This window comes from Pseudovibrio flavus (assembly GCF_009711345.1).
Classification (GTDB): domain Bacteria; phylum Pseudomonadota; class Alphaproteobacteria; order Rhizobiales; family Stappiaceae; genus Pseudovibrio; species Pseudovibrio flavus.
In genome coordinates this window covers 219,532-243,518 of the sequence record NZ_SMMA01000065.1, presented here as the reverse complement: position 1 = coordinate 243,518, position 23,987 = coordinate 219,532, and the positions used below count along the sequence as shown (strand labels likewise).

25 protein-coding genes are annotated in these 23,987 nt (G+C 53.3%); 15 read left to right on the top strand and 10 right to left on the bottom strand.

Annotation, left to right across the window (positions count from 1 at the left end):
* The first annotated feature begins 235 nt into the window (after nucleotides 1-235).
* From E1162_RS16285 to E1162_RS16250, 8 genes are all read left to right on the top strand, one after another.
* Nucleotides 236-694: a MerR family transcriptional regulator gene (locus E1162_RS16285; protein ID WP_155133350.1), complete on the top strand. Its 459-nt coding sequence runs from the start codon at nucleotides 236-238 to the stop codon at nucleotides 692-694.
* A 115-nt stretch (nucleotides 695-809) separates the two neighbouring features.
* The gene (locus tag E1162_RS16280; RefSeq protein WP_155133347.1) at nucleotides 810-1,484 is read left to right on the top strand and encodes an SDR family oxidoreductase; all 675 of its coding nucleotides are present in this window, start codon (nucleotides 810-812) and stop codon (nucleotides 1,482-1,484) included.
* Nucleotides 1,485-1,753: 269 nt separating this feature from the next.
* Nucleotides 1,754-3,550, top strand: coding sequence for an acyl-CoA dehydrogenase C-terminal domain-containing protein (locus E1162_RS16275; RefSeq protein ID WP_155133344.1), 1,797 nt, complete (start codon nucleotides 1,754-1,756; stop codon nucleotides 3,548-3,550).
* Nucleotides 3,551-3,661: 111 nt separating this feature from the next.
* The gene (locus E1162_RS16270) at nucleotides 3,662-4,300 is read left to right on the top strand and encodes a glutathione S-transferase family protein (RefSeq protein ID WP_371311988.1); all 639 of its coding nucleotides are present in this window, start codon (nucleotides 3,662-3,664) and stop codon (nucleotides 4,298-4,300) included.
* Nucleotides 4,301-4,324: 24 nt separating this feature from the next.
* Nucleotides 4,325-5,533 carry an acetyl-CoA C-acetyltransferase gene (locus E1162_RS16265; RefSeq protein WP_155133341.1) on the top strand — a complete coding sequence of 403 codons (1,209 nt, stop codon included), beginning with the start codon at nucleotides 4,325-4,327 and terminating at the stop codon, nucleotides 5,531-5,533.
* Nucleotides 5,534-5,541: 8 nt separating this feature from the next.
* On the top strand, nucleotides 5,542-7,758 hold the full coding sequence (locus tag E1162_RS16260; RefSeq protein WP_155133338.1) for a 3-hydroxyacyl-CoA dehydrogenase NAD-binding domain-containing protein: 2,217 nt from the start codon (nucleotides 5,542-5,544) through the stop codon (nucleotides 7,756-7,758).
* A 205-nt stretch (nucleotides 7,759-7,963) separates the two neighbouring features.
* The gene (locus E1162_RS16255; protein ID WP_155133335.1) at nucleotides 7,964-8,236 is read left to right on the top strand and encodes a DUF6460 domain-containing protein; all 273 of its coding nucleotides are present in this window, start codon (nucleotides 7,964-7,966) and stop codon (nucleotides 8,234-8,236) included.
* Between the two features lie 82 nt (nucleotides 8,237-8,318).
* Nucleotides 8,319-8,831 (top strand): cytochrome b, encoded by a 513-nt coding sequence (locus E1162_RS16250; protein ID WP_155133332.1) that lies wholly within the window; start codon nucleotides 8,319-8,321, stop codon nucleotides 8,829-8,831.
* Here E1162_RS16250 and E1162_RS16245 read toward each other — a convergent pair.
* Nucleotides 8,818-9,753 (bottom strand): histone deacetylase family protein, encoded by a 936-nt coding sequence (locus E1162_RS16245; protein WP_155133329.1) that lies wholly within the window; start codon nucleotides 9,751-9,753, stop codon nucleotides 8,818-8,820. The genes E1162_RS16250 and E1162_RS16245 overlap by 14 nt on opposite strands.
* 199 nt (nucleotides 9,754-9,952) lie before the next feature.
* Here E1162_RS16245 and E1162_RS16240 point away from each other — a divergent pair, with 199 nt between their 5' ends.
* A complete protein-coding gene (locus E1162_RS16240) occupies nucleotides 9,953-11,233 on the top strand; it encodes an MATE family efflux transporter (RefSeq protein ID WP_155133326.1) in 1,281 nt (426 codons plus the stop codon).
* Between the two features lie 18 nt (nucleotides 11,234-11,251).
* Here E1162_RS16240 and E1162_RS16235 read toward each other — a convergent pair whose 3' ends face one another.
* On the bottom strand, nucleotides 11,252-12,355 hold the full coding sequence (locus E1162_RS16235) for a quinone-dependent dihydroorotate dehydrogenase (protein ID WP_155133323.1): 1,104 nt from the start codon (nucleotides 12,353-12,355) through the stop codon (nucleotides 11,252-11,254).
* Nucleotides 12,356-12,697 (bottom strand): DUF952 domain-containing protein, encoded by a 342-nt coding sequence (locus tag E1162_RS16230; RefSeq protein ID WP_155133319.1) that lies wholly within the window; start codon nucleotides 12,695-12,697, stop codon nucleotides 12,356-12,358.
* Nucleotides 12,698-12,784: 87 nt separating this feature from the next.
* Here E1162_RS16230 and E1162_RS16225 point away from each other — a divergent pair, with 87 nt between their 5' ends.
* Genes E1162_RS16225 through E1162_RS16210 form a run of 4 tightly spaced genes read left to right on the top strand, consistent with a single transcriptional unit; the run spans nucleotide 12,785 to nucleotide 16,020 of the window.
* Nucleotides 12,785-13,465, top strand: coding sequence for a S24 family peptidase (locus tag E1162_RS16225; RefSeq protein WP_155133317.1), 681 nt, complete (start codon nucleotides 12,785-12,787; stop codon nucleotides 13,463-13,465).
* A 30-nt stretch (nucleotides 13,466-13,495) separates the two neighbouring features.
* Entirely contained in the window at nucleotides 13,496-14,323 is an 828-nt protein-coding gene (locus tag E1162_RS16220; RefSeq protein WP_155133313.1) for a thermonuclease family protein, read from the top strand.
* Nucleotides 14,324-14,342: 19 nt separating this feature from the next.
* Nucleotides 14,343-15,512 carry a calcium:cation antiporter gene (locus E1162_RS16215; protein ID WP_155133310.1) on the top strand — a complete coding sequence of 390 codons (1,170 nt, stop codon included), beginning with the start codon at nucleotides 14,343-14,345 and terminating at the stop codon, nucleotides 15,510-15,512.
* Nucleotides 15,513-15,528: 16 nt separating this feature from the next.
* The gene (locus tag E1162_RS16210; RefSeq protein ID WP_155133307.1) at nucleotides 15,529-16,020 is read left to right on the top strand and encodes an FUSC family protein; all 492 of its coding nucleotides are present in this window, start codon (nucleotides 15,529-15,531) and stop codon (nucleotides 16,018-16,020) included.
* 76 nt (nucleotides 16,021-16,096) lie between these two features.
* Here E1162_RS16210 and E1162_RS16205 read toward each other — a convergent pair whose 3' ends face one another.
* The 4 genes from E1162_RS16205 to E1162_RS16190 all read right to left on the bottom strand — a co-directional run bounded on the left by E1162_RS16205 (nucleotide 16,097) and on the right by E1162_RS16190 (nucleotide 19,605).
* Nucleotides 16,097-16,540: a cysteine rich repeat-containing protein gene (locus tag E1162_RS16205; protein ID WP_155133304.1), complete on the bottom strand. Its 444-nt coding sequence runs from the start codon at nucleotides 16,538-16,540 to the stop codon at nucleotides 16,097-16,099.
* A 21-nt stretch (nucleotides 16,541-16,561) separates the two neighbouring features.
* Nucleotides 16,562-16,861 (bottom strand): hypothetical protein, encoded by a 300-nt coding sequence (locus E1162_RS16200; protein ID WP_155133301.1) that lies wholly within the window; start codon nucleotides 16,859-16,861, stop codon nucleotides 16,562-16,564.
* 288 nt (nucleotides 16,862-17,149) lie between these two features.
* Entirely contained in the window at nucleotides 17,150-17,908 is a 759-nt protein-coding gene (locus tag E1162_RS16195) for an SGNH/GDSL hydrolase family protein (protein WP_155133299.1), read from the bottom strand.
* A 38-nt stretch (nucleotides 17,909-17,946) separates the two neighbouring features.
* On the bottom strand, nucleotides 17,947-19,605 hold the full coding sequence (locus E1162_RS16190; RefSeq protein WP_155133296.1) for a lysine--tRNA ligase: 1,659 nt from the start codon (nucleotides 19,603-19,605) through the stop codon (nucleotides 17,947-17,949).
* A 221-nt stretch (nucleotides 19,606-19,826) separates the two neighbouring features.
* Between E1162_RS16190 and E1162_RS16185 the strand changes: the two genes are divergently transcribed.
* Complete coding sequence (locus E1162_RS16185) at nucleotides 19,827-20,258, top strand: tellurite resistance TerB family protein (protein WP_155133293.1); 432 nt, start codon at nucleotides 19,827-19,829, stop codon at nucleotides 20,256-20,258.
* 43 nt (nucleotides 20,259-20,301) lie between these two features.
* Here E1162_RS16185 and E1162_RS16180 read toward each other — a convergent pair whose 3' ends face one another.
* Nucleotides 20,302-21,273, bottom strand: a complete 972-nt coding sequence (locus tag E1162_RS16180; RefSeq protein ID WP_155133290.1) for a phosphotransferase family protein — start codon at nucleotides 21,271-21,273, stop codon at nucleotides 20,302-20,304.
* A 111-nt stretch (nucleotides 21,274-21,384) separates the two neighbouring features.
* Nucleotides 21,385-21,777 (bottom strand): Co2+/Mg2+ efflux facilitator ApaG/CorD, encoded by a 393-nt coding sequence (gene apaG, locus E1162_RS16175; RefSeq protein WP_155133287.1) that lies wholly within the window; start codon nucleotides 21,775-21,777, stop codon nucleotides 21,385-21,387.
* Between the two features lie 194 nt (nucleotides 21,778-21,971).
* On the opposite strand from apaG, the gene E1162_RS16170 reads away from it, so the two are divergent.
* Nucleotides 21,972-23,345, top strand: a complete 1,374-nt coding sequence (locus E1162_RS16170; protein WP_257099056.1) for an MFS transporter — start codon at nucleotides 21,972-21,974, stop codon at nucleotides 23,343-23,345.
* On the opposite strand, the gene E1162_RS16165 is transcribed toward E1162_RS16170, so the two are convergent.
* Entirely contained in the window at nucleotides 23,335-23,952 is a 618-nt protein-coding gene (locus E1162_RS16165) for a CDP-alcohol phosphatidyltransferase family protein (RefSeq protein WP_155133280.1), read from the bottom strand. The genes E1162_RS16170 and E1162_RS16165 overlap by 11 nt on opposite strands.
* Nucleotides 23,953-23,987: the final 35 nt, after the last annotated feature.

Genomic DNA, 23,987 nt, shown 5'->3' with positions numbered 1-23,987 from the left:
GATCCTAGGATATCCCTACGTATTTCAAGGGAGTAATCAGAATTAGGGGAAAAGCGGCGGATTACACTCAGCAAACCGAAACGCGCTGGTATGTTCCGTATAGGGCAGCCTATGAGGATTACCAGATGACGCAACGGCACCATGCAAACAAACCTGCATAGAAGCCGGCGCCCCTGTTAATGTCCCCGCCTGTTTAGAAGGGGCAACTGAACATTGGATTAGGGAAGGAAGTACGATGAGCGAAGCACTGATGATCAACAATGAAGATACGCTTGTCGATGTTATTGTTAACCAGCACGACAACACCGTGAAGACCTCGTTCTCCATCGGTGAACTGGCCCGTGAGTTTGACATTACACTTCGCACATTGCGCTTTTACGAAGACAAAGGTCTGCTGAACCCGAAGCGTGACGGCATGAACCGCATTTATAACCGACGCGACCGCGCCCGCTTGAAGCTGGTTTTGATGGGCAAACGCGTTGGCTTTTCTCTGACCGAGATCCGCAGCATGCTTGATCTTTATGATCTGCGCGACGGTCAGGTTCTACAGCTGCGTGTAGCGCTGGAGAAATTCCAGAGCCAGATCGATGTGCTGGAAGAACAGCGCCGTAACATCGATCAGGCGACTGAGGAACTGAAACGCACCGTATCCATCGTCGGCGGTCTGCTGAAGGCGAAAGAGGAAATGGCCTAGCACTTACGCCGTTTGAGAAGGGGCGGCTTGGCATTGCCCCGCCCCTTCGGAATTCCTAGACTTGAAAACACTCGGCAGAGATTCTGTCGGGTGTTTTTTTGTTTCAGGAGTTTTTATGGGCACTATTGTTATTACGGGCGCTAACCGCGGTATTGGACTTGAGCTGGCGCGGCGCTATTCACGCAAAGGGCACAGTGTGTTGGCTTGTGTGCGCTCGCCCGAAAAGGCAGAGGCGCTTAAGGAACTCGCCAATGTAAGCGTTGTGGCGCTGGATGTTACCGACCCTGCAAGCTGCCAAGCAGCTGCAAAAGCTGCTGGGCCTGTCGATCTTCTGGTCTGCAACGCAGGCGTTTTGATTGGCCGAGGGCTGCTAGATGACGACAATTACACTGTAGATAGCTGGGCTACGACCATGGCAACCAACGTTGCTGGCCCTTTCAACTGCACACGCGCTTTCCTGCCAAACCTCAAAGAAACCAAGGGCAAGGTTGCCTTCATTTCTTCTTCCATGGGTTCAAGCGGACTTGCAAAGTCCGGCGGTGTTTACAGCTACCGCGCCTCGAAGGCAGCAGTCACTAACCTTGCTGTTAATCTCTCACTTGAGCTGACACAATACGGCATTGCCATTGGTGCCTTTGATCCGGGCTGGGTGCGTACCGATATGGGCGGCGGCACGGCAGATCTTGACGTTGAAGAAAGCGCTGTTGGCTTGATTGAACGCTTTGAGGCGCTGTCGCTGGAGACAACCGGTACTTTTGAGACCTACAGCGGTACCCGGCACCCGTTCTAGGGTGGAATCAGCACCATTCTCTCAAGGTCAAACCAGCCTGTGACGGAGCGCTGTCGCGGGCTCCTACCCTTAGGTTTTCAAGTTATCCCTTTGGCTAGGTCACTAGTCATCCTTTGGGTTAAGTTTGCCGTAAAACAGCTAAAACCCGCTATTTTTCAAGGACTCCAGCCTTGAATATGGCAGAATTAAAACCGTATAGATGAGTAGAGGTTTACGCTTACGAAAACGTCAGGATAGGGAAAGCCCATCCGATCGGGAAGGAATGACAAATGCCAATCTATAGTGCACCCGTTGATGATACCCTCTTCTTGCTGAATGACGTACTGAACATAAACCAGTACGGCAACCTGCCCCGCTTTTCGGAGGCTTCCAGCGATGTAGTCGAGGCCATTTTGAAGGAAGGCGCAAAGTTCTGCGAAGAACGCGTGCAGCCCCTTAATCAGGTCGGCGACAAGGAAGGGTGCGTTCGCAATGAGGACGGCAGCGTAACAACGCCAACAGGCTTTAAAGAAGTTTATGGCGAGTATTGCGAAGCCGGTTGGGGAACGCTTGCAATTCCAGCGCAGTATGGCGGGCAGGAATTGCCAACCACGCTTGCTGTTGCGCTTAACGAATACATGTCCTCTGCCAACGTGGCTTTCACCATGTATCCGGGCCTGACCCTTGGCGCGATGGCCGCTCTGCTCATTCACGGCAATGACGAGATCAAGGACACCTACCTGCCGAAGATGACCTCCGGCGAGTGGACAGGCACCATGAACCTGACCGAGCCGCATTGCGGTACGGACCTTGGCATGCTGCGCACAAAAGCGGCCCCACAGGCTGATGGTTCCTACAAGATCTCCGGCACCAAGATCTTCATCTCCGCCGGTGAACACGACATGTCGGAGAACATCATCCATCTGGTGCTGGCGCGTATCGAAGGCGCTCCAGAAGGCACAAAGGGCATTTCCCTGTTTGTGGTGCCAAAGTTCACCTTGGATGGCGATGGCAACCCGGCAGAGCGCAATGCTGTTTCCTGTGGTTCTCTTGAAGAGAAGATGGGCATTCACGGCAACTCGACCTGCGTAATGAACTACGACGGCGCAACCGGCTGGCTACTGGGTGAAGAAAACAAAGGCCTGCGGGCCATGTTCACCATGATGAACGAAGCCCGTCTTGGTGTTGCTGTTCAGGGTCTGGCACTTTCCGAAGTGGCTTACCAGAACGCTGCAAACTACGCCCGTGATCGCATTCAGGGTCGCTCACTCACCGGCCCTAAAGCGCCGGACCAGCAGGCTGACCCGATCATCGTTCATCCGGACGTACGCCGCACGTTGATGACGATCCGCTCCTTTAACGAGGCAGCGCGTGCGCTCTACCTGTGGACCTCTTTGCAGGGGGATGTTGGTCACCTGAGCGAAGACGAAGCTGACCAGAAGCGCGGCGACGACATCATGGGGCTGCTTACCCCAGTGCTGAAGGGCGTACTCACCGACAAGGGCTTCGAGTATGCGGCTCAGGCGCAGCAGATGTACGGCGGCCACGGTTATATCTCCGAGTGGGGCATGGAGCAGTTCGTGCGCGATGCTCGCATCACCATGATCTACGAAGGTGCTAACGGCATTCAGGCTCTGGACCTTGTAGGCCGTAAGCTTGGTGCAAATGGCGGCCGCGCTGTAACCGGCTTCTTCAAAGAAGTTGGCGCATTCCTTAAAGAGCATGGCGATGATGAGGCTATGAAGCCGTTTATCAAGCCGCTCAAAAAGGGCCTCGATGATCTTCAAGGCGCAACCATGTGGTTGATGCAGAACGGCTTGAAGAACCCTGATGATGCAGGTGCAGCTTCTACCGACTACATGCACCTGTTTGGCCTTGTTGCGCTTGGCTACATGTGGGGCAAGATCGCCGTTGTAGCAAACGCGAAGATTGCTGAAGGCGCAGGCGACAAGGAAGAGTGGCTGAAGACCAAACTGATACTTGGCCAGTTCTTCATGGAGCGCTTGATGCCAGAGACCGGCGCACACCTTGCCCGCATCTCCACAGGCTCAGCGACTATGATGAGCCTTGCTGCTGAGGACTTTTAAGAAAAGTTCAAAGCTCCGGCGGATCATTTCGCCGGAGCTTTCTTTTTTTTGATAATTGGCGAATCCCAATTATATCAATAGGCTGTCGAGGTACTGAGGGGGGACAGGGCCGTGGCAAAATATGTTCTGCATTCATTTCTAGAATCCGGTAACGCGTACAAAGTCGCTCTAATGCTGGAGCTATGCGGTGCTGACTGGGAACCTGTTTACGTTGACTTCTTAAAGGGGGCAGCGCGAAGCGAGCGGTACCGTGAGGACCTCAACTCCATGGGCGAAGTTCCGGTTCTCGTTGTGGGCGATAGAAAGCTGACGCAGAGCGGGGCTATTCTCACCTACCTTGCAGAAACCTTCGGAAAGTTTGGCGGAAAAACAGAGGAAGAGCGCTATGAAGTTCTTCGCTGGATCCTGTTTGACAACCACAAGCTAACCGGCAACATCTCTATCTTGCGGTTCATTCGCTACATCAAGAAAATGGATGAAAGTCAGGTAACCGAGTTTCTTGAAGGGCGCTGTCACGCTGCCCTTTCTATTCTTGAAAAGCAGCTCTCCACCAATCGTTTTGTGGTTGGCGATGATCCTACAATTGCTGATTTTTCTCTGTGCGGCTATCTTTTCTGGCCCGAACAGATTGGCATTGATATGGACCTTTACCCCAATATCAAACGCTGGCTAGATGACGTAAAGACCATAGAAAACTGGAAATCTCCAGAAGAGCTCATTCCGCATTCTGTCCTTTCGGGTGTTTCCTGATCGAGGACCGCGAGAAAATTCACTATGGCGCACGCGTATATTTTTGACCATGTGAGAACGCCCAGAGGGCGAGGAAAACCTGATGGCTCATTGCACTCGGTTCCGAGTGTGGAACTCGCCGCTCAAGTCCTTCGCCAGTTGAGGCAGCGAAACTCCCTCGACACCGCCCTTGTAGACGATGTGATCCTCGGCTGCGTTGATCCTATTGGAGAAGCTGGCGGGGACGTTGCGCGCGCCGCAACCTTTAGCGCTGGCTATGCCCGCTCTGTTGCGGGGGTTCAGGTCAATCGCTTCTGCGCGTCCGGCCTTGAGGCGGTTAATCTAGCTTCTGCGCAAGTGATGGCTGGTCAGCAGCAGATGATTATCGCGGGCGGCGTGGAAAGTATGAGCCGCGTTGGCCTGCTTTCCTCCGGTGGTGCATGGTCTATTGATCCGCGCGTTGCCATACCTTCCTTCTTCATGCCGCAAGGTGTGAGTGCTGACCTCATTGCTACCAAGTATGGTTTTAGCCGAGAAGACGTTGATGCTTATGCCGTTTCCAGCCAAAAGCGCGCAGCTAAGGCTTGGGAGAACGGCTACTTCAAGAACTCGGTTTTTCCCGTTGTTGATGTGACCGGACAGACGTTGCTTGATCAAGACGAGCATATGCGTCCCCAAACAACAATGGATACGCTCAGCGGCCTTCGCCCTGCTTTCGAGCGCATGGGCGTTGAAGGCGGCTTTGATGCTGTGGCGATTCAGGCTCATCCAGAATTGGAAATGATTTCCCACGTTCATCACGCGGGCAACGCATCAGGCATTGTAGACGGCGCGGCTGGTGTTCTCATCGGCTCCCGCATTGCAGGGCGAAAAGCTGGCCTGACGCCTCGTGCTCGTATCCGCTCCTTCTCCAGCATCGGGTCCGACCCGTCGCTAATGCTGACCGGTCCGGTTGATGTTACCCAAAAGCTCTTCGAACACGCTGGCTTAACGTGGTCTGACATCGACCTCATCGAGATCAACGAGGCGTTTTCGTCCGTCGTGCTGCGTTATATGCAGGCGTTTGATCTTGATCCAGAGACGGTAAACGTGAACGGCGGTGCCATCGCCATGGGCCACCCTGTTGGCGCAACTGGCGCTATGCTGGTTGGAACGGTACTGGACGAGCTGGAACGACGCGATCTATCGACAGCCCTTGTGACTTTGTGCGTTGGTGCCGGTATGGGCACAGCGACCTTTATCGAGCGGGTTTAGGGGGCATTATGAGCCAAGAATATTTCACGCTCGACATTGATGATGATGGCCACGCAATCCTCACTTGGGATACGCCGGACCAGCCCGTCAACCTTTTGGGCTATGCTGCACTTGCGGAGTTGAACCAGCATGTGCGCGAGCTTTCTAATGATGACCGTGTTAAGGGCATCGTCCTCACCTCCGCAAAGCCAAGTTTTTCTACCGGTGTAGATATGGCATTGGTGCGCGAGCTTGTGTTTGTGGACGGCAAACCGCGCTGCCTTTCCAAAAAGAAGAACGACGGTGCTCTGTTTGGCGAGGTGTGCAGACTTTCTGCGGGCCTGCGAGAGCTTGAGACCTGCGGCAAGCCTATTGTGGCGGCAATTGCCGGAGCGACGATGGCAAGCGCTGTGGATCTGGTGCTCTCCTGCCACGCACGCATTGCAGCCGATACCTTTGGAACACGTTTTTCGCACCCTGAAACCCGCGTTGGCCTCTTCCCTGGAGCAGGCGCAGCACAGCGATTGCTGCGTATGACATCCGACCAACAAGGCGCGCTGGACTTTTTGATGGGTGCGCAAGAGATTTCCGCCCGCGAAGCCAAGTCTTTGGGTCTGGTAGATGAAGTGGTGCCAGCAAAGCGCCTTCTGGAAGCTGCCAAGCGACGCTTAAGCCACGGTGTTGAAACTCTGAAGGCTTGGGACAGGCCAAAGGCCCCTCGCCCATTCAACCCGTTTATGCAAGGGGCTGGCGCGGCGATGTGGGCGTCACTCATCGCTAAACAGCGGGCGAAGTTTTACGATAATTATCCGCACCTTCGGGCTTTTCTCAGCTCCATCTATGAAGGGCTCAGCCTTCCATTTGATCAGGCGTTGCAGAACGATGCCCGCTGGATGAGCTACCTGATGCAACAGGCCGAAACGGCATCCATGGTGCGCACGCTCTTCTTCTCCCGCAAGCAATTACAAGCGGGAGCCAGAAGGCCATCTGGACAGCGGCACAACCATATCAAACGCGTTGGCATTTTGGGTGCAGGCCACATGGGTGCAGGCATTGCCTTTATTAGCGCCAAGGCGGGTATGCGCGTTCACATGCTGGACGTTGATCAAGCCTCTGCGGACGCAGGCAAAGCCCGCTGCGAGGCAATGTCGCGAGAAGCTATCGAGCGCGGTGAGTTGAGCCAGTGGCAGATGGACAGGCTTCTTGCCCATATTGAAACGGGTATTGATTACAGCGTTCTCACCGACTGCGACCTCGTGATCGAAGCCGTTGTTGAAGACCGGAAGGTTAAGCGCCTTGTTACAGAGAAGGCCGCAAAGCATATGAAGCCAAGGGCAACCTTTGCTTCTGACACTTCAACGCTGCCTATAGCATCGCTTTCAACCTACTTCCCGCGCCCTAAGAACTTTGTTGGTCTGCACTTCTTCACGCCTGCTGATCAAATGCAGTTGGTAGAAATTGTCCGCTCTAAAGAAACCAGTCCGAAAACGCTTTCTGTGGCGATGGACTTTGTAAGTGCTATTGAGCGAACTCCAATCGTGGTGGAAGACGGCCGCGCTTTCTACACATCCCGCGTGATTATGACCTATGCGGGGGAAGCTGCGCACATGCTGCGCGATGGCGTGCCCCCTACCCTGATCGAGAACGCAGGCAAGGCCAGCGGAATGCCTATGGGGCCATTCCAACTGGCTGATGAGGTCGCGCTGGATCATGCTCTCAATATTGCCAAGGCGGCACGACAGGACCTTGGCAAGCGCTTTTCCTCCATCATTCCGCATGAGCTTCTGGAAGAGATGGTTGTTAACCGCAAGCGGCTTGGCAAGAAGTGCGGCAAGGGCTTTTACGATTACGGAGAGAACGGAGAGCGGCGCTTGTGGAGCGGCATTGCCGATATCTGCGGTCCTTTCCGCCCTGCCGAAGATTTCGACTTTGAAGAATTGAAGCAGCGGTTCCTTGTTATCCAGTCACTGGAAACGGCCCGTGTCATTGAAGAAAAGCGCGTAACAGATATTCGCGAAGCCGATGTGGGTTCCATTCTGGGCTACGGCTTTGCACCGTTTACCGGCGGCACCGTTTCTTACATCGATGCAATGGGCACACCAGCCTTTGCTGATTTGTGTAAGACGCTGCAAAAGCGCTGGGGTGACCGGTTCAAGCCAACGCGGCTTTTGCGGGAGATGGTGCGCAGAGATGAGCGCTTCTACGAGCGTTTTGCACAACAAGATTTCGCCGACCAACCCGTATAGGTTGCTTGAGCGTATCGCTGCCACATTTGCCAAGCATGGGGTCTTGCAGGAATGCGCAGCTTTTGCTGCAACCCCAATTCTGACTGCTCGCCGCGCTTTGCTATAAACGCTCGAGAACTTTTCAGGATTACGCTTTGAAGGGGTGCAATAGTGCTGCACAGACCTATATAGTTTCATGTAACATGAATTGCGCTAGGCTACGACAATGGACAAAAACCAACTAAACCGTTTTCTTGGAGGCTCTCCGGGCCGTGTGGCACTGCGCCTTTTATTTCTGTCCTTTATCGTTGGCATCATCCTATCTGCGTTGAACCTTTATCCGATAGATCTCCTCTACGGCATCCGCGATTTTGTGATGCGTATCTGGCATATGGGCTTTGATGCAATCGAGCGTCTTGGCTCCTACTTCCTGCTAGGCGCTGTGATTGTTGTGCCAATCTGGCTGCTGTCGCGCATATTGCAGGCACGTCGGGATTGACGTGCAGGCATAGGTAGTAGCGCGTCTATCACTGCACTTTTACTAGGTGGATACTCCCGAAAACGTACCTTCGGGAGTCGAAATGTTTGATAGGAAAGCACGCTTCTCACCTTTGACAGTTCTGCTGCACTGGGGAATAGCCGCTGGCATATTGGCCGCTATCTGCTTGTATTTTTATGCTGATTTCTTTCTGAAGCCTCGCACGCCGGAGCGATCAGCCATTATGGGTATTCATAAGACAATCGGGTACTGGGTTATTTGGGCAGCTTCCTTCCGCCTTATATGGCGCGGTGTGAATGGCTATCCCAAGTCGCTTGGCTCACAACATCCTGCGCTCACCGGTATATCGCATCTGGTTCACACTATGCTGCTTCTGCTCGCTATCATCACCCCGTTGATGGGTGAATGGGCAAGCAATGCGTTTGGTAATGGAGATCGGGCGAACGGCCAGTTTTATATGTCATTACACTGGTACTGCGCATACACGCTCATATTCTGCATCGCGCTTCATGTAGCAGGTACGATCAAGCACCAACTCATCGACAAGGACCAGATCCTGTGCCGCTCTCTCGGCGCCAAGGTCAAAGTGGACTGACGCGATCATCCTCGCGGGTCTGCATGTATTGCATGGCGGTTTGGTGCAAAATCGTATGCCGCTCTGACAACCTGTCGATGTCTTCGTCGTAGCCACCACCCAGTACGCCCGCAAGAGGCAAGCCGTGACGGCGGACAAGGCTAATAACGTAGGCATCGCGACGCGCGAGACCCTCATCAGTGAGGCTTAGCCTTCCCAGCTTATCGTCTTTATGAAGATCAACGCCCGCGTTGTAAAAAACGATGTCAGCCCGTGCCCGCTCAAGCACCAATGGCAGCGTCAGGCCGAGCTCCTTCATATAGGCCTCATCTCCCGTCTTATCGGGCAAGCCAATATCGAAGGTACTCGGCACCTTTCGGACCGGATAGTTCTTCTGCGCATGGATAGACAGAGTGAACACCGTGGGGTCATGCTCAAAAATTTGAGCGGTGCCATCGCCTTGGTGTACATCAAGATCAATAACGAGGGCTCTCTCAATCAGCCCTTCCGCCTGAAGGGTTCTGATTGCGACAGCAACATCATTGAAGACACAAAAGCCAGCGCCGTGCTCGTAGCGGGCATGATGGGAGCCGCCAGCAGTGTTGCAGGCCATGCCATACACCAGCGCAAGGCGGCCCGTCATGATCGTGCCGCCGGTCGCACAGCGGCCGCGAAAGCCTACCGATTGCGTCATAGGAAAGCCAATTTCCCTAGCGATAAGCTCGGGAACGTCAGCTGCCAAAACCTGATCGACATAAGATGGGCTATGCGCTCTTAGGAGATCTTCTTTGCTGGCTGGTTCGGGCTGAAACTCATTGGTGCCATCCAGTAGACCCTTGCTGCGCAAGCAATCTGCGACACCCTTGAATTTGAGCATGGGGAAGCGATGGGATGCTGGGATATCCGCCGTGTATGCAGGATGATGAACGATAGGCAGCCGCATGATTTCACCCAATGACAACGCACTTAAGCGTTTTCCCGAATTCGAATTTCCTCGCGTCAGTTAGAGCTTGTCTTTCAAAGCCTCTCATTGTACGCAGTGGCCCTTAACTTAGATTGTAAGTGTGGTGACCTGCTTGACAAGGCCGATACAGCGTCCTTTTCGCGTTACGAACCGTGAATTTCTAAAGATCGCCATCCCAATGACCCTCGCCTACCTATCCACGCCTTTGCTCGGCTTGGTGGATACCGCTGTGATTGGTCAATTGGGTGACGCTGCGCTACTCGGCGGCCTTGTGGTCGGCTCCGTGCTGTTTGACCTTGTTTTCGTTACGTTCAATTTCCTTCGTTCAGGCACGACTGCCCTTACAGCGCAGGCTTATGGAGCAGATGAAAACGACGAGTTAAAGCTGGTTCTGTTACGCGCCTTGGCGGTTGGATTGGGTGCTGGATTACTTATCGCAGTTATCCACCCCCCTGTTCTAACAGTTGGGCTAGAGCTGCTTGGCGGCTCGCCGGAGGTGCAAACTGCCGCGCGTGAATACTTCTCGATTCGTGTCTACTTCGCCTTCCTGACGCTAGCCAATTTCGTTGTACTTGGCTGGTTCTTAGGCCTAGGCATGGCCAAGACCGGCTTGCTACTACAAACGGTATTGAACGGCCTCAACATTGGCCTCAGCGTGCTGTTTGTGCTGGTATTAGACCTTGGCATTGCGGGTGTTGCCTATGCTACCGTAATCAGTGAAGGGCTCACACTTCTGCTTGGCATAGCCGTGGTGGTTCACCGTCTTGGCGGCATTCCCAAAGCACCGCTGGCTGCAATTTTGGATCGCTCCAAGCTGTTTTCCGTGATGGCTCTTAACCGAGACATCATGATCCGCTCGTTCACGCTGCTGTTCGCGCTTTCGTTCTTCACCGCAAGAAGCGCAGATCAGGGCGACGTTTATCTGGCGGCCAATGCTATTTTGGAGAAGTTCTTCCTCATCGCCGGATACTTTCTCGACGGCAGCGCAGTTGCAGCAGAGCAGCTTGTAGGGCGGGCAATTGGCGCGAATTACAGACCAGCCTTCCGCAAATCCGTTCGTCTATCAATCCAGTGGGGCTTCGGCACAGCAGGCGTTTTAACGCTGTTCTTCTGGCTGTTTGGCGAGAATATCGTCGGCCTGATGACAGTCAACGAGCAGGTCCGTGCAGTGGCTGCCACCTACATGATGTGGGCAGTTCTCACGCCCGTTGCGGGTAACCTTGCGTTCCAGATGGATGGCATTTTCATTGGTGCGACGTGGTCAAACGACATGCGCAACATGATGCTGGTTTCCCTCGGCCTGTTCCTCGTTTGCTACTACGTGCTCTTTCCGCTCTTTGGAAATCACGGCCTTTGGTTGAGCCTGCTTGTTTTCCTAAGCATGCGCGGCATAACGCTGACGTTCCGCTGCTTCAAACGAGAAGAGCGGCACTACGCCGCCCTTGGTCTTTCAGGATAATTTGGGAAATGGGCTAACTTAGACCAGCTCTTCATTGGCCCATACATCAACGTCTTTGCCGACGGCTTCTTGCAGGGAGCCAAGTCCTTCTGCTTCCACCTGCTTGGACAGGTATTCAAGAATGTCTGCGATAAGCGGCGCACCCTCAAACACAAGGCTGGAATATAGCTGAAGCAGGTTTGCACCTGCGGTGATCTTGGCCCAAGCGGTAGGGCCGCTGTTGATGCCACCAACGCCGATAATCGGCAGTTCTGGGCCTGCCAGCTTTCGAACCTTTGCCAGCGTTACCGTTGAAAGGCGGAAGAGCGGAGCGCCTGAAAGGCCACCTGCCTGTTTTGCAATCGCCTTCTCGATGAGGGTGTCTGGACGGGTAATCGTGGTGTTGGACACGATCATTGCGTCAATGCCGCTCTCTTTCACGACAGAAACAATATCTTCCAGTTGCTCCTCGGAGTTATCCGGCGCGATTTTTAGGAAAACAGGCACACTGCGCCCAATTTTCTGCGCCTGCTCATCCCTGGCTTCCAGAACGCGCTTGGCAAGGTCAAGCAGAGGCGCTTTGGCCTGAAGGTCGCGAAGGCCCGGTGTGTTCGGTGAGGAGATATTGACCGTCAGATAGTCCGCAAGCTCTGCAAAGCGGTGAACACCCAGCACATAGTCAGCAGTTCTATCCTCTGCCGTTTTATTTGCGCCGATGTTGATGCCCAACACGCCCTGTCGCTGTTTCAACATTTTGAGGCGAGCATGAACGATGTCGTGCCCATCATTGTTGAAGCCGTAGCGGTTGATGACAGCCTTGTCGGCAGCTAGGCGGAAGTTGCGCGGTTTTTCGTTACCGACCTGAGGCTTGGGCGTAACTGTGCCCACTTCCACGAAACCAAACCCGAGTTTGAAGAGCGGAGCAGGAACTTCTGCGTTCTTGTCAAAGCCAGCCGCCATGCCAAGCGGATTGGCAAAGCTAAGGTCCCCTAGTTGGTAGGCAAGACGAGGATCAGCCTTAGGCGAACAGCCTTTTACCAGCCCCTTTTTCATCAAAGAGATCGTGGCGTTGTGTGCTTGCTCGGCATCCAACCTATGCAGGGCTTTTAAGCCAACCTTACTGGCGAGACGGCTAAGGGACATTTACAGCTCCGGAAAGATATGTTGACCATCCGCGCCCAATGGCAGCGGCTTTACCCACCTCACAGCATCAAGCGAAAGCGGGGCATAAAGGTGCGGAAACAATGCGCCGCCGCGAGAGGTCTCCCAAACGAGTTTCCCCTCTGGCAGATCATCTTCATCAATCGCGACAAGCAGCAGATCGTCTTGCCCTGCAAAGTGCTTGGCAGCCGTCTCTTTAACTGTGTCCTTGCTGGAAAAATGAATATACCCATCTTGAAAATCGATGGGTGCACCTTCAAAAACCCTCGTCTTTTCAGCAATTTGCCAAAGATCAACGGTTGAAATCTTGTAAATCAGGGACATATTGGTCCTTAACCTGTCTATCGGGGCTGCGTGAGTCCCCGTTTGCAGAGTTCCTACTGGCAAACTCCTGCCAAATGCAAGCCCTTAATGAGTAGAAATATGGATGAAGACACGACAGGTTCCATGCTTTCACACGAGGCTATCTGGCAGGGTATTGATGAAGTTGCGCGGCGAAACCAGTTAAGCCCCTCCGGCCTTGCAAAGCTTGCCGGCCTTGACACCACGTCCTTCAACAAGTCGAAGCGCATAACGGCTGATGGCAGGAAGCGGTGGCCATCGACAGAGTCTCTCAGCAAGGTGCTGGATGTTACCGGTACAACCCTCGCCCAATTTCTTGGCCTTTGCTCCCAGCCGGAAGCGGAGACAGCGCCAACAAGCGGTAGCCTTGCGGTACCCTGCATATCATCTCAAGATATTACTGATATAAAAACCCAAGGCACTGCAAATATAACCATTGTAAATACTGCTAGCTACATAGCTTTTCCGGTTAAACACGCAGAAAAATACTTTGCCGTTGAGGTTTACGGTAATAACTTTGAGCCATATTACGCTGATGGACAGATTCTGATCGTTTCGCAGGACACATCTTTACGGCGGGGCGACAAGGTCATTTTTAAACGGCAAGGCCGCGATCCGCTTCTTCGTGTTTTCTTAAGCGAAAAGTTGGGCGCCTACACGTTCCGAGGACTTCAGTCTTGTGATCCGCCTCTGGAGATCGAGACCTCGCAGCTTGAATGGGCGCTTAGGGTTCGGTGGGCCAGCCAATGATGAGTTGGAGAAGGCAGGGTCACCGCAACCATGAAACGGGTTATCATTCCTCTTTTTGTTTGCGCAGTAGGCATAGCCGCCCTTGGCACCCTTGCCCTGCAAAGCACTGATAAGCCCATTCAGCCAGACGGCTCCGCCGTAATCCTATATAAGCCCTCCACTTTGCCAGAGCCGGAACCGCAAAAGGAACAGGCTCGCATGCCCCAGATGGTGCAAAAGCCTGATCAGCTGCGGCAGATCACTGGCGATGGCATATCTCCTCCCCCTCCAACAACCGATGGCTTGATGCGCATTTCAGCTGCCAGCAAAAAGGTAGAGGAAGAGCCGCAAGACACCTTTGTTGTTCGCCGCCCAATGGTGCTGGATGGGGCGACGTTTATGTTCAAAAACAAGCGTTACCGCCTGATCAATGCAGAGCCGCTAACAATCGAGGAAACCTGCAAGAGCTACATGGGTGGCCAGTGGCCCTGTGGCATGAGAGCCCGTACGGCCCTTCGCGCTTTCCTGCTGCAAATGGCTATCTCTTGCTCCAAAACAGACAGCCCAACAGATGCGCACATCTACGTTCGCTGCAAACGTGGGGAGCAGGACGTGACGGAGTGGCTCTTATCTCAAGGCTGGGCTCATGCCAGCGAGAGCGCACCACTTAAGGTCAAGCTTCTGTCCAAAGTCGCCAAGGACGGACAAAAAGGCATCTGGCAAGCACGGCAAAGCCCAGTTGCGTCCTCCGAATTCATCGTACCAGCGGCAACCAATCCGCCAATAGCCACCACAGCGGACGAAAACCAAATTCTCATTCAAACAGAGCCACCTATTCTCTGGAAGCCTGCGGGGGAAAACACTTCCACGACCCAATAGCGCAAGGAGTTTCCTGTGTATGCGCACACTAACAAGAATAACAAGGCATGAAGCCTGCTTCCTTTTTGGAATTATCACGACAGCCATTTTTTACAGTTTCTCCGCGTCTCTCGTTGGAGAGGCTGCAAGCTATACTGCGAAGATCCTCAGCTTCATCTGGCTGTTTATCGCCATGCTGTGGTGCGCGTTTCGGGTCGTGCACCACGCCGACTGCCTTGCTATCAAGCTGGGGGAGCCCTACGGCACGCTTATCCTCACCCTGTCGGTGATTGGTATTGAGGTCTCGCTGATCGTCTCGATAATGCTGACAGGCGCAAGCAACGCCGCTTTGGCCCGCGATACTATGCTGGCAGTGCTGAATATCGTTTTGAACGGGATGGTTGGCCTATCTCTGGTGCTTGGCGGCTTGCGCTACGGCGAACAGCCCTTCAACACGCAAGGGGCCCGCTCATTCCTTGCGGTACTCATTCCACTTGCCGCGTTTTCGCTCATTCTGCCGCGCTACACCACATCCACGCCAGATGCCTCCCTTTCAACGGGGCAGCAGGTTGCCTTTGCGCTCATCATTATGGCGCTTTACGGGGTGTTTCTCGCAACCCAGAGCCTTAGGCATACGGCCTTCTTCAAGGACCCCAGAAGCCAGAAAAACATCGCCCTACCCTTCCTTCTAGGAGAGGAAGAGGAACAAGGGTCTTTGCGCTTTGAAGAGGACGATGATCACGATATCGACGAGGTACACTCGACGAGTTACCACGCGATCTTCCTCATCATGAGCATGCTGCCCATTGTTCTGCTCTCCAAGCAGCTCGCGGTACTAGTGGATGAAGCGATCGATATGTACGCAATGCCAGCGGCTCTCGGCGGCGTTCTGGTCGCTTTGCTGGTACTGACACCGGAAGGATTGGGCAGCTTTCAGGCAGCGCTTAAAAACCAGTTACAGCGCTCGGTCAACATCTGCCTTGGCTCGGCTTTGGCAACCATCGGCCTGACTGTGCCCGCTGTGCTTGTCGTTGGGTGGATTGTCGACATCCATGTTGTTCTAGGCGTGAAGAATACAGACATGTTGCTGCTTATTCTTACACTTGTCCTTAGCCTCATCACATTCAGCGGTAATAGAACAAATGTGCTGAACGGTGCCGTCCATCTGGTGCTGTTCATCGTCTACTTTGTGCTTTTGTTCTTGCCGTGACCTGTGGAGGTACACAATGGCTTTGATATTGCGGACCGGCGTTAAGTTCGGTCTAACAGCGCTTCTTGCGTATTTGGCAGGCTATTATTTCAGCCTTGCAATGCACCCCGAAACAGCTCTCATCGGCGGATTGTGGGCGGTAATTTCAGCCATTGTGGTTTCTGATCCAGATATCCTTGCGCAGAACATGCAAGCAGCCAGAGACAGGATAATCGGCTCGATTATTGGCAGTATTTTCGCAGCGCCCTATCTGCTTTATCTGCCCTTCAGCGCAGCAAGCTTTGCCATGCTGGTTATGCTAAACACCTGTACCTGCGTTATTTTCGGCCTTACCCGCCACGTTAAACTAGCAAACATCACCCTAGCGGTGATTATCATCGTCTCGACAGTTTCCAACATAGACCCAGTCCTCAACTCCGTCCTGCGTCTTGTCGAGTCGATCCTTGGCATTATCGCTGGCGTGTTCGTGGCGTTTTTGTTCCAGTGGGCGGCAAAGCTGCAAAAATAAACGGCTGCAGAACTACTCCGCAGCCGTTTGATTAAAGCATAGTGCCCTCTTTTGGTTGGGAGAGAGGGCAACTACATCACTTGGCTTTATCAGTATCAGTAAGGCCGTATTTCTTAGCGAACGATCCAGCGGCGCTTTTGCACTCTGGAGAAACCTCTTCTGCCTTCTCGCTCAGGCAGGAGATAATGCGGCCGCCGCCTGCTTCCACGGTTGAGCAGAGCTTTTCAATGTCCGGCGCGCAAACTGCCAACGCCTCGCTTGCGCTCGCAAACAGCAGATCGATTGCATCAGCCATATCCGTAATGGATGCCGAGCATTCATCGCCAATTTTGTCTTCATAGGCATAAAGGCAGGCAAACAGGCGACCATTGCCCGGCTCCACCTGCTCACAGAAAGTCGCACGCTCTGTTTCACAAGCTTCCAGCACGCCTTTGACCTTTGGCTGCGATGATGCTGCCCCGATTGATGCGATGATAAGTAAGCCTGCGCTGAGTGCGCTAATGAAAAGGGATTGCTTCATAACTTCCTCCTGCAATCGCGCTTATGGGTTCACAACGACGTATACGGTGGTGCCGTTTTCTACGACAGGACGGTAATAAACACCGCCGCAGTTGTAATAGGCGTTGTATGGCGTACAGCCAGCTACTGACTGGCGGCGATTGACGCGCCGCGAGGTTCTGCGGGAGGTTCGGCGGGCTTGTCCGCGCACTGCAGGGTCTGCATTTACTTCTGGCACAGAAATACGCAAAGGCGCGTGAGAGGAACTAACGGGGATGTTGATTTGGGCGGCATAGCCCATAGAAAACGCGATTACCGCAGCTACGACTGGCTTGGCATTCATTGTTATTCTCCATTATTGGGCAAAGCTGTAGCCGCACACGAGGTGCTGAACGCCTTGCCGAAATGGAAAAGATGCAACTAGCCCATTGAGCCTAATCGCCTTTTAAAGGCGGGCATGATGTAAGCCGGAAGGGGCCAGTCATCTATCCAAGCAAACCCTTCCAGAAAAGGTTTAGCCCTTTCTTTCGCGTATTGGTCAGATTGAATGAAGTTGAGCGTAAGGCAGCTACAATGCCGCTGCCCTACCAAAGAACGTGTATTGGGCTTAACGAAGTGTCACGGGGGCAGCTTAAACGCTCAGTTTCCGCTCTTCATTTTCCGGTAGCAGCTCATCAGCTTCATTTGCGGAGATGAACTCGGTCACGTGATTGGCCCAAGCTATATTACCTTCAAGAGATGGATGAATGCCGTCTCTTGAAAAGTGCTGCGGCCCAGTATCGGGCATAGGAGCAATCCAATGGGCACCGCGTTCCTCGCACAAGGCATTACCCATATCGTTGATCATCTGGCGGCGAAGACCCAGCACGAAGGCAAGACCCGGTTTAAGAGCAGGCATTAAATGCGGCTCCATCATCTGCGACCAGTAAACATTGGCGTTCGGATATCGCACACGAACGGCATAAAGCAGCCCGCCGAAGCCATCTTTCCACTTTTTCTTTGTCTTGAAATTCTTCAGATCGTTAAAGCCGCAGCTCAAATAGACGTGGGTGTAATCGTCCTGAGGGGTATGAGGCAGAGCATGGTCTCGGACTTGGGTGGAGGTTGCTCCGTTGCATCCGGCAGCACGCCAATGAACAGGGCGGCCTGTTTGCGCGTTCAATGCCTTTGCGATTTGGTGGGGCAATGCATCTTCAAGGCTATCAACGCCAACGCCAGCCACCGTTGAATCGCCAATCACCAGCAGGCGTAGCGCCTCGCCGTTACCTGCTATGCTTCCATAGACAGTGCCTCTCCCGGGCCTAAGCCGAGGAGTAGACATACGGGTGCGGATACCCTCAACCGCGTAGAGCGGGAATAGTGGAAGCGATAGAAGTGCGCGTAAGTACATTAAAAAAGCCCCCTCGCATGACCGAGGGGGCTAATTCATCAGTTTCCGAGCTTTCCTGCAAGAGCTTTTGCAATTAGCTCACGGGTCTCGTCAATGCCGTAGAGGGCAACGAAGGAACCAAAGCGTGGGCCCTTCTCCTGTCCCAGAAGTACCTGATAGATCGCGGAAAAGAACGTTTGCGCCACACCAGGTCGGCCATCAGGGCCAGGTTTCTGGGTGTTCTGGTAACGCTCAATACCTCGACCAATGTCGTAAATTGCGTTCTGGATATCGGTACCATCAGTGCCCGGCTCCAGCTTGCTGAGGGTGTTATCCAGCGCCTCAAGCATTGCAACTTCAACTTCATCCGGCGCTTTGAACTGCTTGGTCGGCTTAACAAAGTCGTCGTAGTAGCGGATTGCGTAACCAACGAGAGCGTCCAGCTCTTTGTGGGTTGCAGCGCTAGCACCTGGTGCGTAGCGGGAGATGAACGACCACAGAACCCCTTTGTTTTCTGCGTTAGAAGCAGAAACAAGGTTAAGCAGCATTGCAAAGTTGATTGGCATGTCCACTTTCGGCGGGTTGCCGGAGTGAATGTGCCAAACAGGGTTCTGCAGCTTCTGGTCTGCGGACATACCCTCGAACTTTTCGAGGTAAGTGAAGTACTCGTCAACCGCTTTAGGGATTACGTCGAAGTACAGTTTTTTCGCGGTTTTCGGCTTCTGGAAGTTGAACAGCGAAAGGCTTTCCTCGTTAGCGTAAGCCAGCCACTCTTCCATGGTGAGACCGTTGCCCTTGGACTTGGAGATCTTCTGACCTTTTTCGTCTAGGAACAGCTCGTAGTTGAAGCCTTCAGGCGCAGGTTTTCCCAGAGCCTTACAGATCTTGCTGGACAGCGTCACACTGTCGATCAAGTCCTTACCGGCCATTTCGTAGTCAACGCCAAGCGCGTACCAACGCAGCGCCCAGTCTGCCTTCCACTGGCACTTCACGTTACCGCCGGTTACAGACACTTCCACACGTTCACCGGTTTCCGGATCGATGTAGGTTACGGTGCCTTTTTCAACATTACGGTCAACCATCGGCACCTGCAGTACCACGCCGGTGCGTGGGCAAACTGGCAGGAACGGAGAATAGGTTGCCTGACGTTCTTCACCAAGCGTTGGCAGAATGATTGCCATCACCTCGTCGTACACTTCCAGCATGCGCAGAAGCGCAGCATCAAAGCGGCCGGAGGTGTAGTAATCGGTAGCAGATGCGAACTCATACTCGAAACCAAAACGGTCGAGGAACGCCATCAGCTTTGCGTTGTTGGACTGTGCAAAGCCCTCGTATTCACCGAATGGATCCGGCACGCGGGTCAACGGCTTACCGATGTACTGGGCAAGCAGGTCCTGATTTGGCACGTTGGTTGGCACCTTGCGGAAACCATCCATATCGTCAGAGAAGCACAGGAGCTTGGTCTCGATCTTGTCTTCGGTAAGCAAGCGGAATGCGGTACGCACCATGGTGGTACGCGCTACTTCACCGAATGTGCCCATGTGTGGCAGACCGGATGGACCATAGCCCGTCTCAAACAAGACGGGCCCCTGTTTGGGTTTGTCTTTGAACCGTTTGACCAATTTGCGCGCTTCTTCAAACGGCCAGGCTTTAGAAACCTGGGCCGCCTCGATAAGTTCGGGGCTGAGATCAAGCTGCGGCAAAGATGTATTGGTCATGGCGTTAAACCATCGGCTTTCTGTTGTTAAAATGATAAGAAGAGCTTTGAAAATGGCTTATTTTTCGGAGTGAAGCCATACCAAAGCGCGCGAAACTTAAGGAAATAACTAGCGCTCGTCAATGATCGACACCATATTCTGCGAATTGAATGGTTGTCGCTGGAAAACTACCCGTGCTCCAATGGGGCGTTTTTACCGGACAAAAACGTTTTGCGCTTGAAATGAAAGATAGTTTTATGATGTCCAAGCAGCTACCCGCCACCGAGGCGCTCATCCACGTTATGGTTATGGTTTCCGCATCTGACAGCCGTATGAACGATGCTGAACTCCTAGCCATTGGCGAGATTGTTAAAACACTTCCAGTGTTCCGTAACTTTGACAAGGACCGCCTTGTAACCGTGAGTCAGGAATGCGCCGAGCGTATGGGCGCGGACAACGGCCTGAGCGATACGCTTGACCTGATCGCAGCGTCCCTTCCTGAAAAACTGCACGATACTGCCTATGCACTGGGTGTGGAAGTTGCAGCTTCTGACCTCTCCTTGAAGCAGGAAGAGCTACGCATGCTGCAAATGCTGCGCGACCGTCTAAAGCTGGACCGCCTGACAATTGCTGCGATTGAACGCGGCGTGCAGGCTCGTTACCGCACGATCTAAAAGAAATTGCGGCGCCGCTGTGCGCCGCTCTCACCCTGCCCTATCAAGCTGCTTCCTGCGCCATGAGAGCGCCCAGCGCCTCAACATAGATTTGCGGGTCTGGGAATGGGAAGAGATTTGCCCCTTGCGCTTTGCGGGTGCCGTCAAAGGCGATAATTCGCAAGAGCCAGATGATTTCACAAAAGCGCAGGCGCTTTGCATCACAAAAGCCGCCACTGTCTCGGTATGCATTCAAGAAAGCGTTGTAGCGCTCTGCACAAGGCTTGAACACGCCATCGTCACCTGCGCATGTCCAATACTTCATCTTTACCAGATCCATTTCTGGCACGCTGATGACGGCATTATCCCAATCAACAACACTCAAGCCTTGTTCACCCACGATGAGGTTCATAGGGTGAAAGTCGTTGTGCACCAGTGTGAAGCTGCTCGGCACTTCCTCAAGATAGTCTGCTGCTGCCTCGACCTTCGCCATATCGACATTGGGAACCAGCTTTAGGGAGGCGAGCATGGTGTCTTTCCAAGCAGGAGCTTCCAACCACGGTTCGTTGAACCGATTGCGGAAACGCTTGAAGCTAACGTCATGCAAGCGGGCGAGATAAGTACCGGCTTGCCGATAGTTGTTTAGCTCGTTGGCTCTAGCAAGCCCCTGCCCCTCTACCCAATCGCTTATGGTGTAAAGGTGCTCAATGGCCTGTTTGGTTTCATCGGCCACATGAAGCGTCGGCATTATGCTGTTCTGAAGATTAGGCAGGCTTGAAGTGCGATTTAGGAGTGCTAGATCAAGGGCAGCTTCGGCGTCGATTTCATCACCAATTGCCTGCCAGAAGTGCAGCAGGACAGGCTCTTTGAGCATATCGTGCTCATAGGCGAAAATTTCCGGCCGTGCCCGAACGCGTAAACAGCAATGCCGCCCGTCAATCTCTACGCTGTAGATGTTATTGATCGCACCTCTGGAAACGGGGTGATGTTCCGCCAGAATTTGCGAAAGCTGCTTGCTGGATAAACGGTAAACCATGCCTGATAAGTCAATGCCTGCTTTGTAACAGCAGACACTATAACCTGAAGCAATTGCTGGCTGAAAGCTGCCATTCAGCGCGGTTCACGACTTTGCACGAACCTTGGCTGGCTAGTTCAGTGTACGCTTGGCATTGGGAAGGTCTAGTGAGAAGGCCGGAATTTCGACTTCGAAATACTCACCATCGTCCTTTTGCATCTTATAGTCACCGGACATAATGCCAGAGGGGGTGTTTAGCGGGCAGCCAGAGGTGTACTGGAACGAACCTCCCGGCTCGATGACCGGCTCTTCACCCACAACGCCTGCGCCGCGCACTTCCTGAGTGTTGCCCGTGCCATCGATAATCTTCCAATGACGATAGCGCAGCTGTACGCGGTCACTGCCTTTATTATGGATAGCGACAGTGTAGGCCCAAAAATACTGGTCCTCTTCAGGATGGGATTCCTCAGCCATGTAAAATGGCTCAACAGTGACTTCTATAGATCGTGTCGTTAACCGATACATCTTGCATTCCTCTGCGCTAGGCTCGCCTCAAAGGACTACTTAATACTTATATGCTATTCCAGTTTTGCCTTTACCGGCAAGTGCTTCAGTACCAACTGGTAAAGCAAACCGAACTTATAAGTAGAATATCGCAGATAAGCAGGTTCGCGCCACTCAACTATCGTCGCCATAGAACGACGGGCCGAGGAGCACAAATGGCAGCACAGTCTGAAGATACAAAACGCTGGTGGGTTTTGGGCGCTATGGGCGGAGTTCTTTCGCTCATCGTTCTCGATCAGACTGTTGTTGGCGTTGCCCTGCCGACGATACAAAAAGACCTCTCGCTCACGACAATCGAGGCCCACTGGGTCATCAACGCCTACTTCTTCGTTATCGCCGTTGGCGTTGCAATTGGCGGCAGACTTGCCGATGTGTTTGGCCGAATGCGGCTCTTCCATATCGGGCTTATTTGCTTTGGCGTTGCATCAGCTGGCTGCGGTTTAGCCTTTGACGAGACCACCATCATCGCCGCTCGCCTGCTGCAAGGGTTTGGGGCTGCTCTCATTTTTCCCTGCTGCATGGCCATTATTGCCAATACGTTCGCTCCAGAGCAGCGTGGCCTTGCCTATGGTATCCAGACCGCAACGGGCGGAACCGCGATGGCTCTTGGCCCCTTCGTTGGAGGTGCTTTTTCCGAGTTGATTACATGGCGTGCGATCTTCTGGATCAACATTCCCATTGTTCTGGTAATCGCGGCGATTGTTATCATTACGGGCGCAAAAACCGGTGATGATGCACGCCCAGAAAAAGGATCAGATGCCAGCTATCTGGATGCAAAAGGTATGGCGCTGTTCACCTTCGGCATGGGCGCGTTTGTGTTTGCTGTGATGCAAGTGCCTGAGTGGGGCTATTCGCTCTCCCTGCCGTTTCTTGTTATCGGCATTTTGCTTGTCTGGTGGTTCATCAAGGATGGTCTTGGCAACCCCCGAGCATTTCTCGAAGTCGATCTTTTCAAAAGTCGCAGCTTTACCGCTTTAAACCTCATGGTCTTTGGCGGTCAGATGATCAATATCGCCTTCACAGTGTTTCTGCCGCTCTACATGCAGCAAGTACTCAAGCTTTCGCCCCTTATGACGGGCATTGCAATGCTGCCTGCCGTCATTCATCTCAGCCTCACATCCCTTTGGTGCGGCACACTTGCGGACAAGTATAGCGCACGGCGGCTATCGCTTACCGCCCTTGCAGTTGGTTGCGGCGCGGCGGCAGCTATCGCGCTTGGAACGCAGTTGGGCACCTATTGGGTGCTTGTGCTACCCATGTTCGTATGGGGTTTCACGCTTCCGTTTTATTATGTGCCGGTAAGACGAGCGATAACGACGGCTGTCGACCCAAGCAAGCATGGGCAAGCAAGTGGAATATGTCAGGCTATGCAGCTACTTGGCGGAACGATTTACACCAGCTTTGCGTCAACGATCCTTGCCCAGACCAACAGCTACGGTGCGTTGTTCCTGAGTACCTGCATCATACCGATTGTGATCATTCTTCTTGGGCTTCGTTGGATACCCAAGACAGAACAAGCTACTTCCTGATTTCGCTTAGTATCGAATAAACATCGACGACCCTCACCGCTGCAGACACAAGGCACAGGGCGGCGAAGGATATGGCGATAACTGCGAACCATTGTGGGAACAGGCAAAACAGCACAAAGACGGCTATTGTCTCTCCGCCCTCTGCTAGCCCTCTGAGGTAGAAGAAAGACTTCTTGCCTTGCTTTTCCGTTGTCAGATTGAGCTTTTGCGCAAGGATTGCAAAGGCGAGAAAGCTTGCGCCTGTGAGGTAGAAGCTGAAAAGGAGAAGAGCTGCAGGTAGAGCGTTTTCCTGCGGCGCGTAAATGGCAAAGGCAAGCGGAATAGAGCCGTAGAATACAAAGTCGAAGATGATATCCAGAAAGCCGCCGAGGTCACTTGCAGAGGTCGCCCGTGCGACCGCGCCGTCCAACCCATCACACAAGCGGTTGAGAGCAACAAACCCCAGTGCGGCAACGAACGCTCCATAGCCGATACAAACCGCTGCGCACAGGCCAAACCCCAAGCCAATAACCGTCACCCAGTTGGCGCGAATTCCAAGATTGGCAAGCTGTTTTCCAATAGCGTTGAGCGGTGGGTCTATAAGTTTGCGCGCCTGAGCGTCAAACATCGCAGCGTCCTCAATTATCTCCCGCTGGCATCATG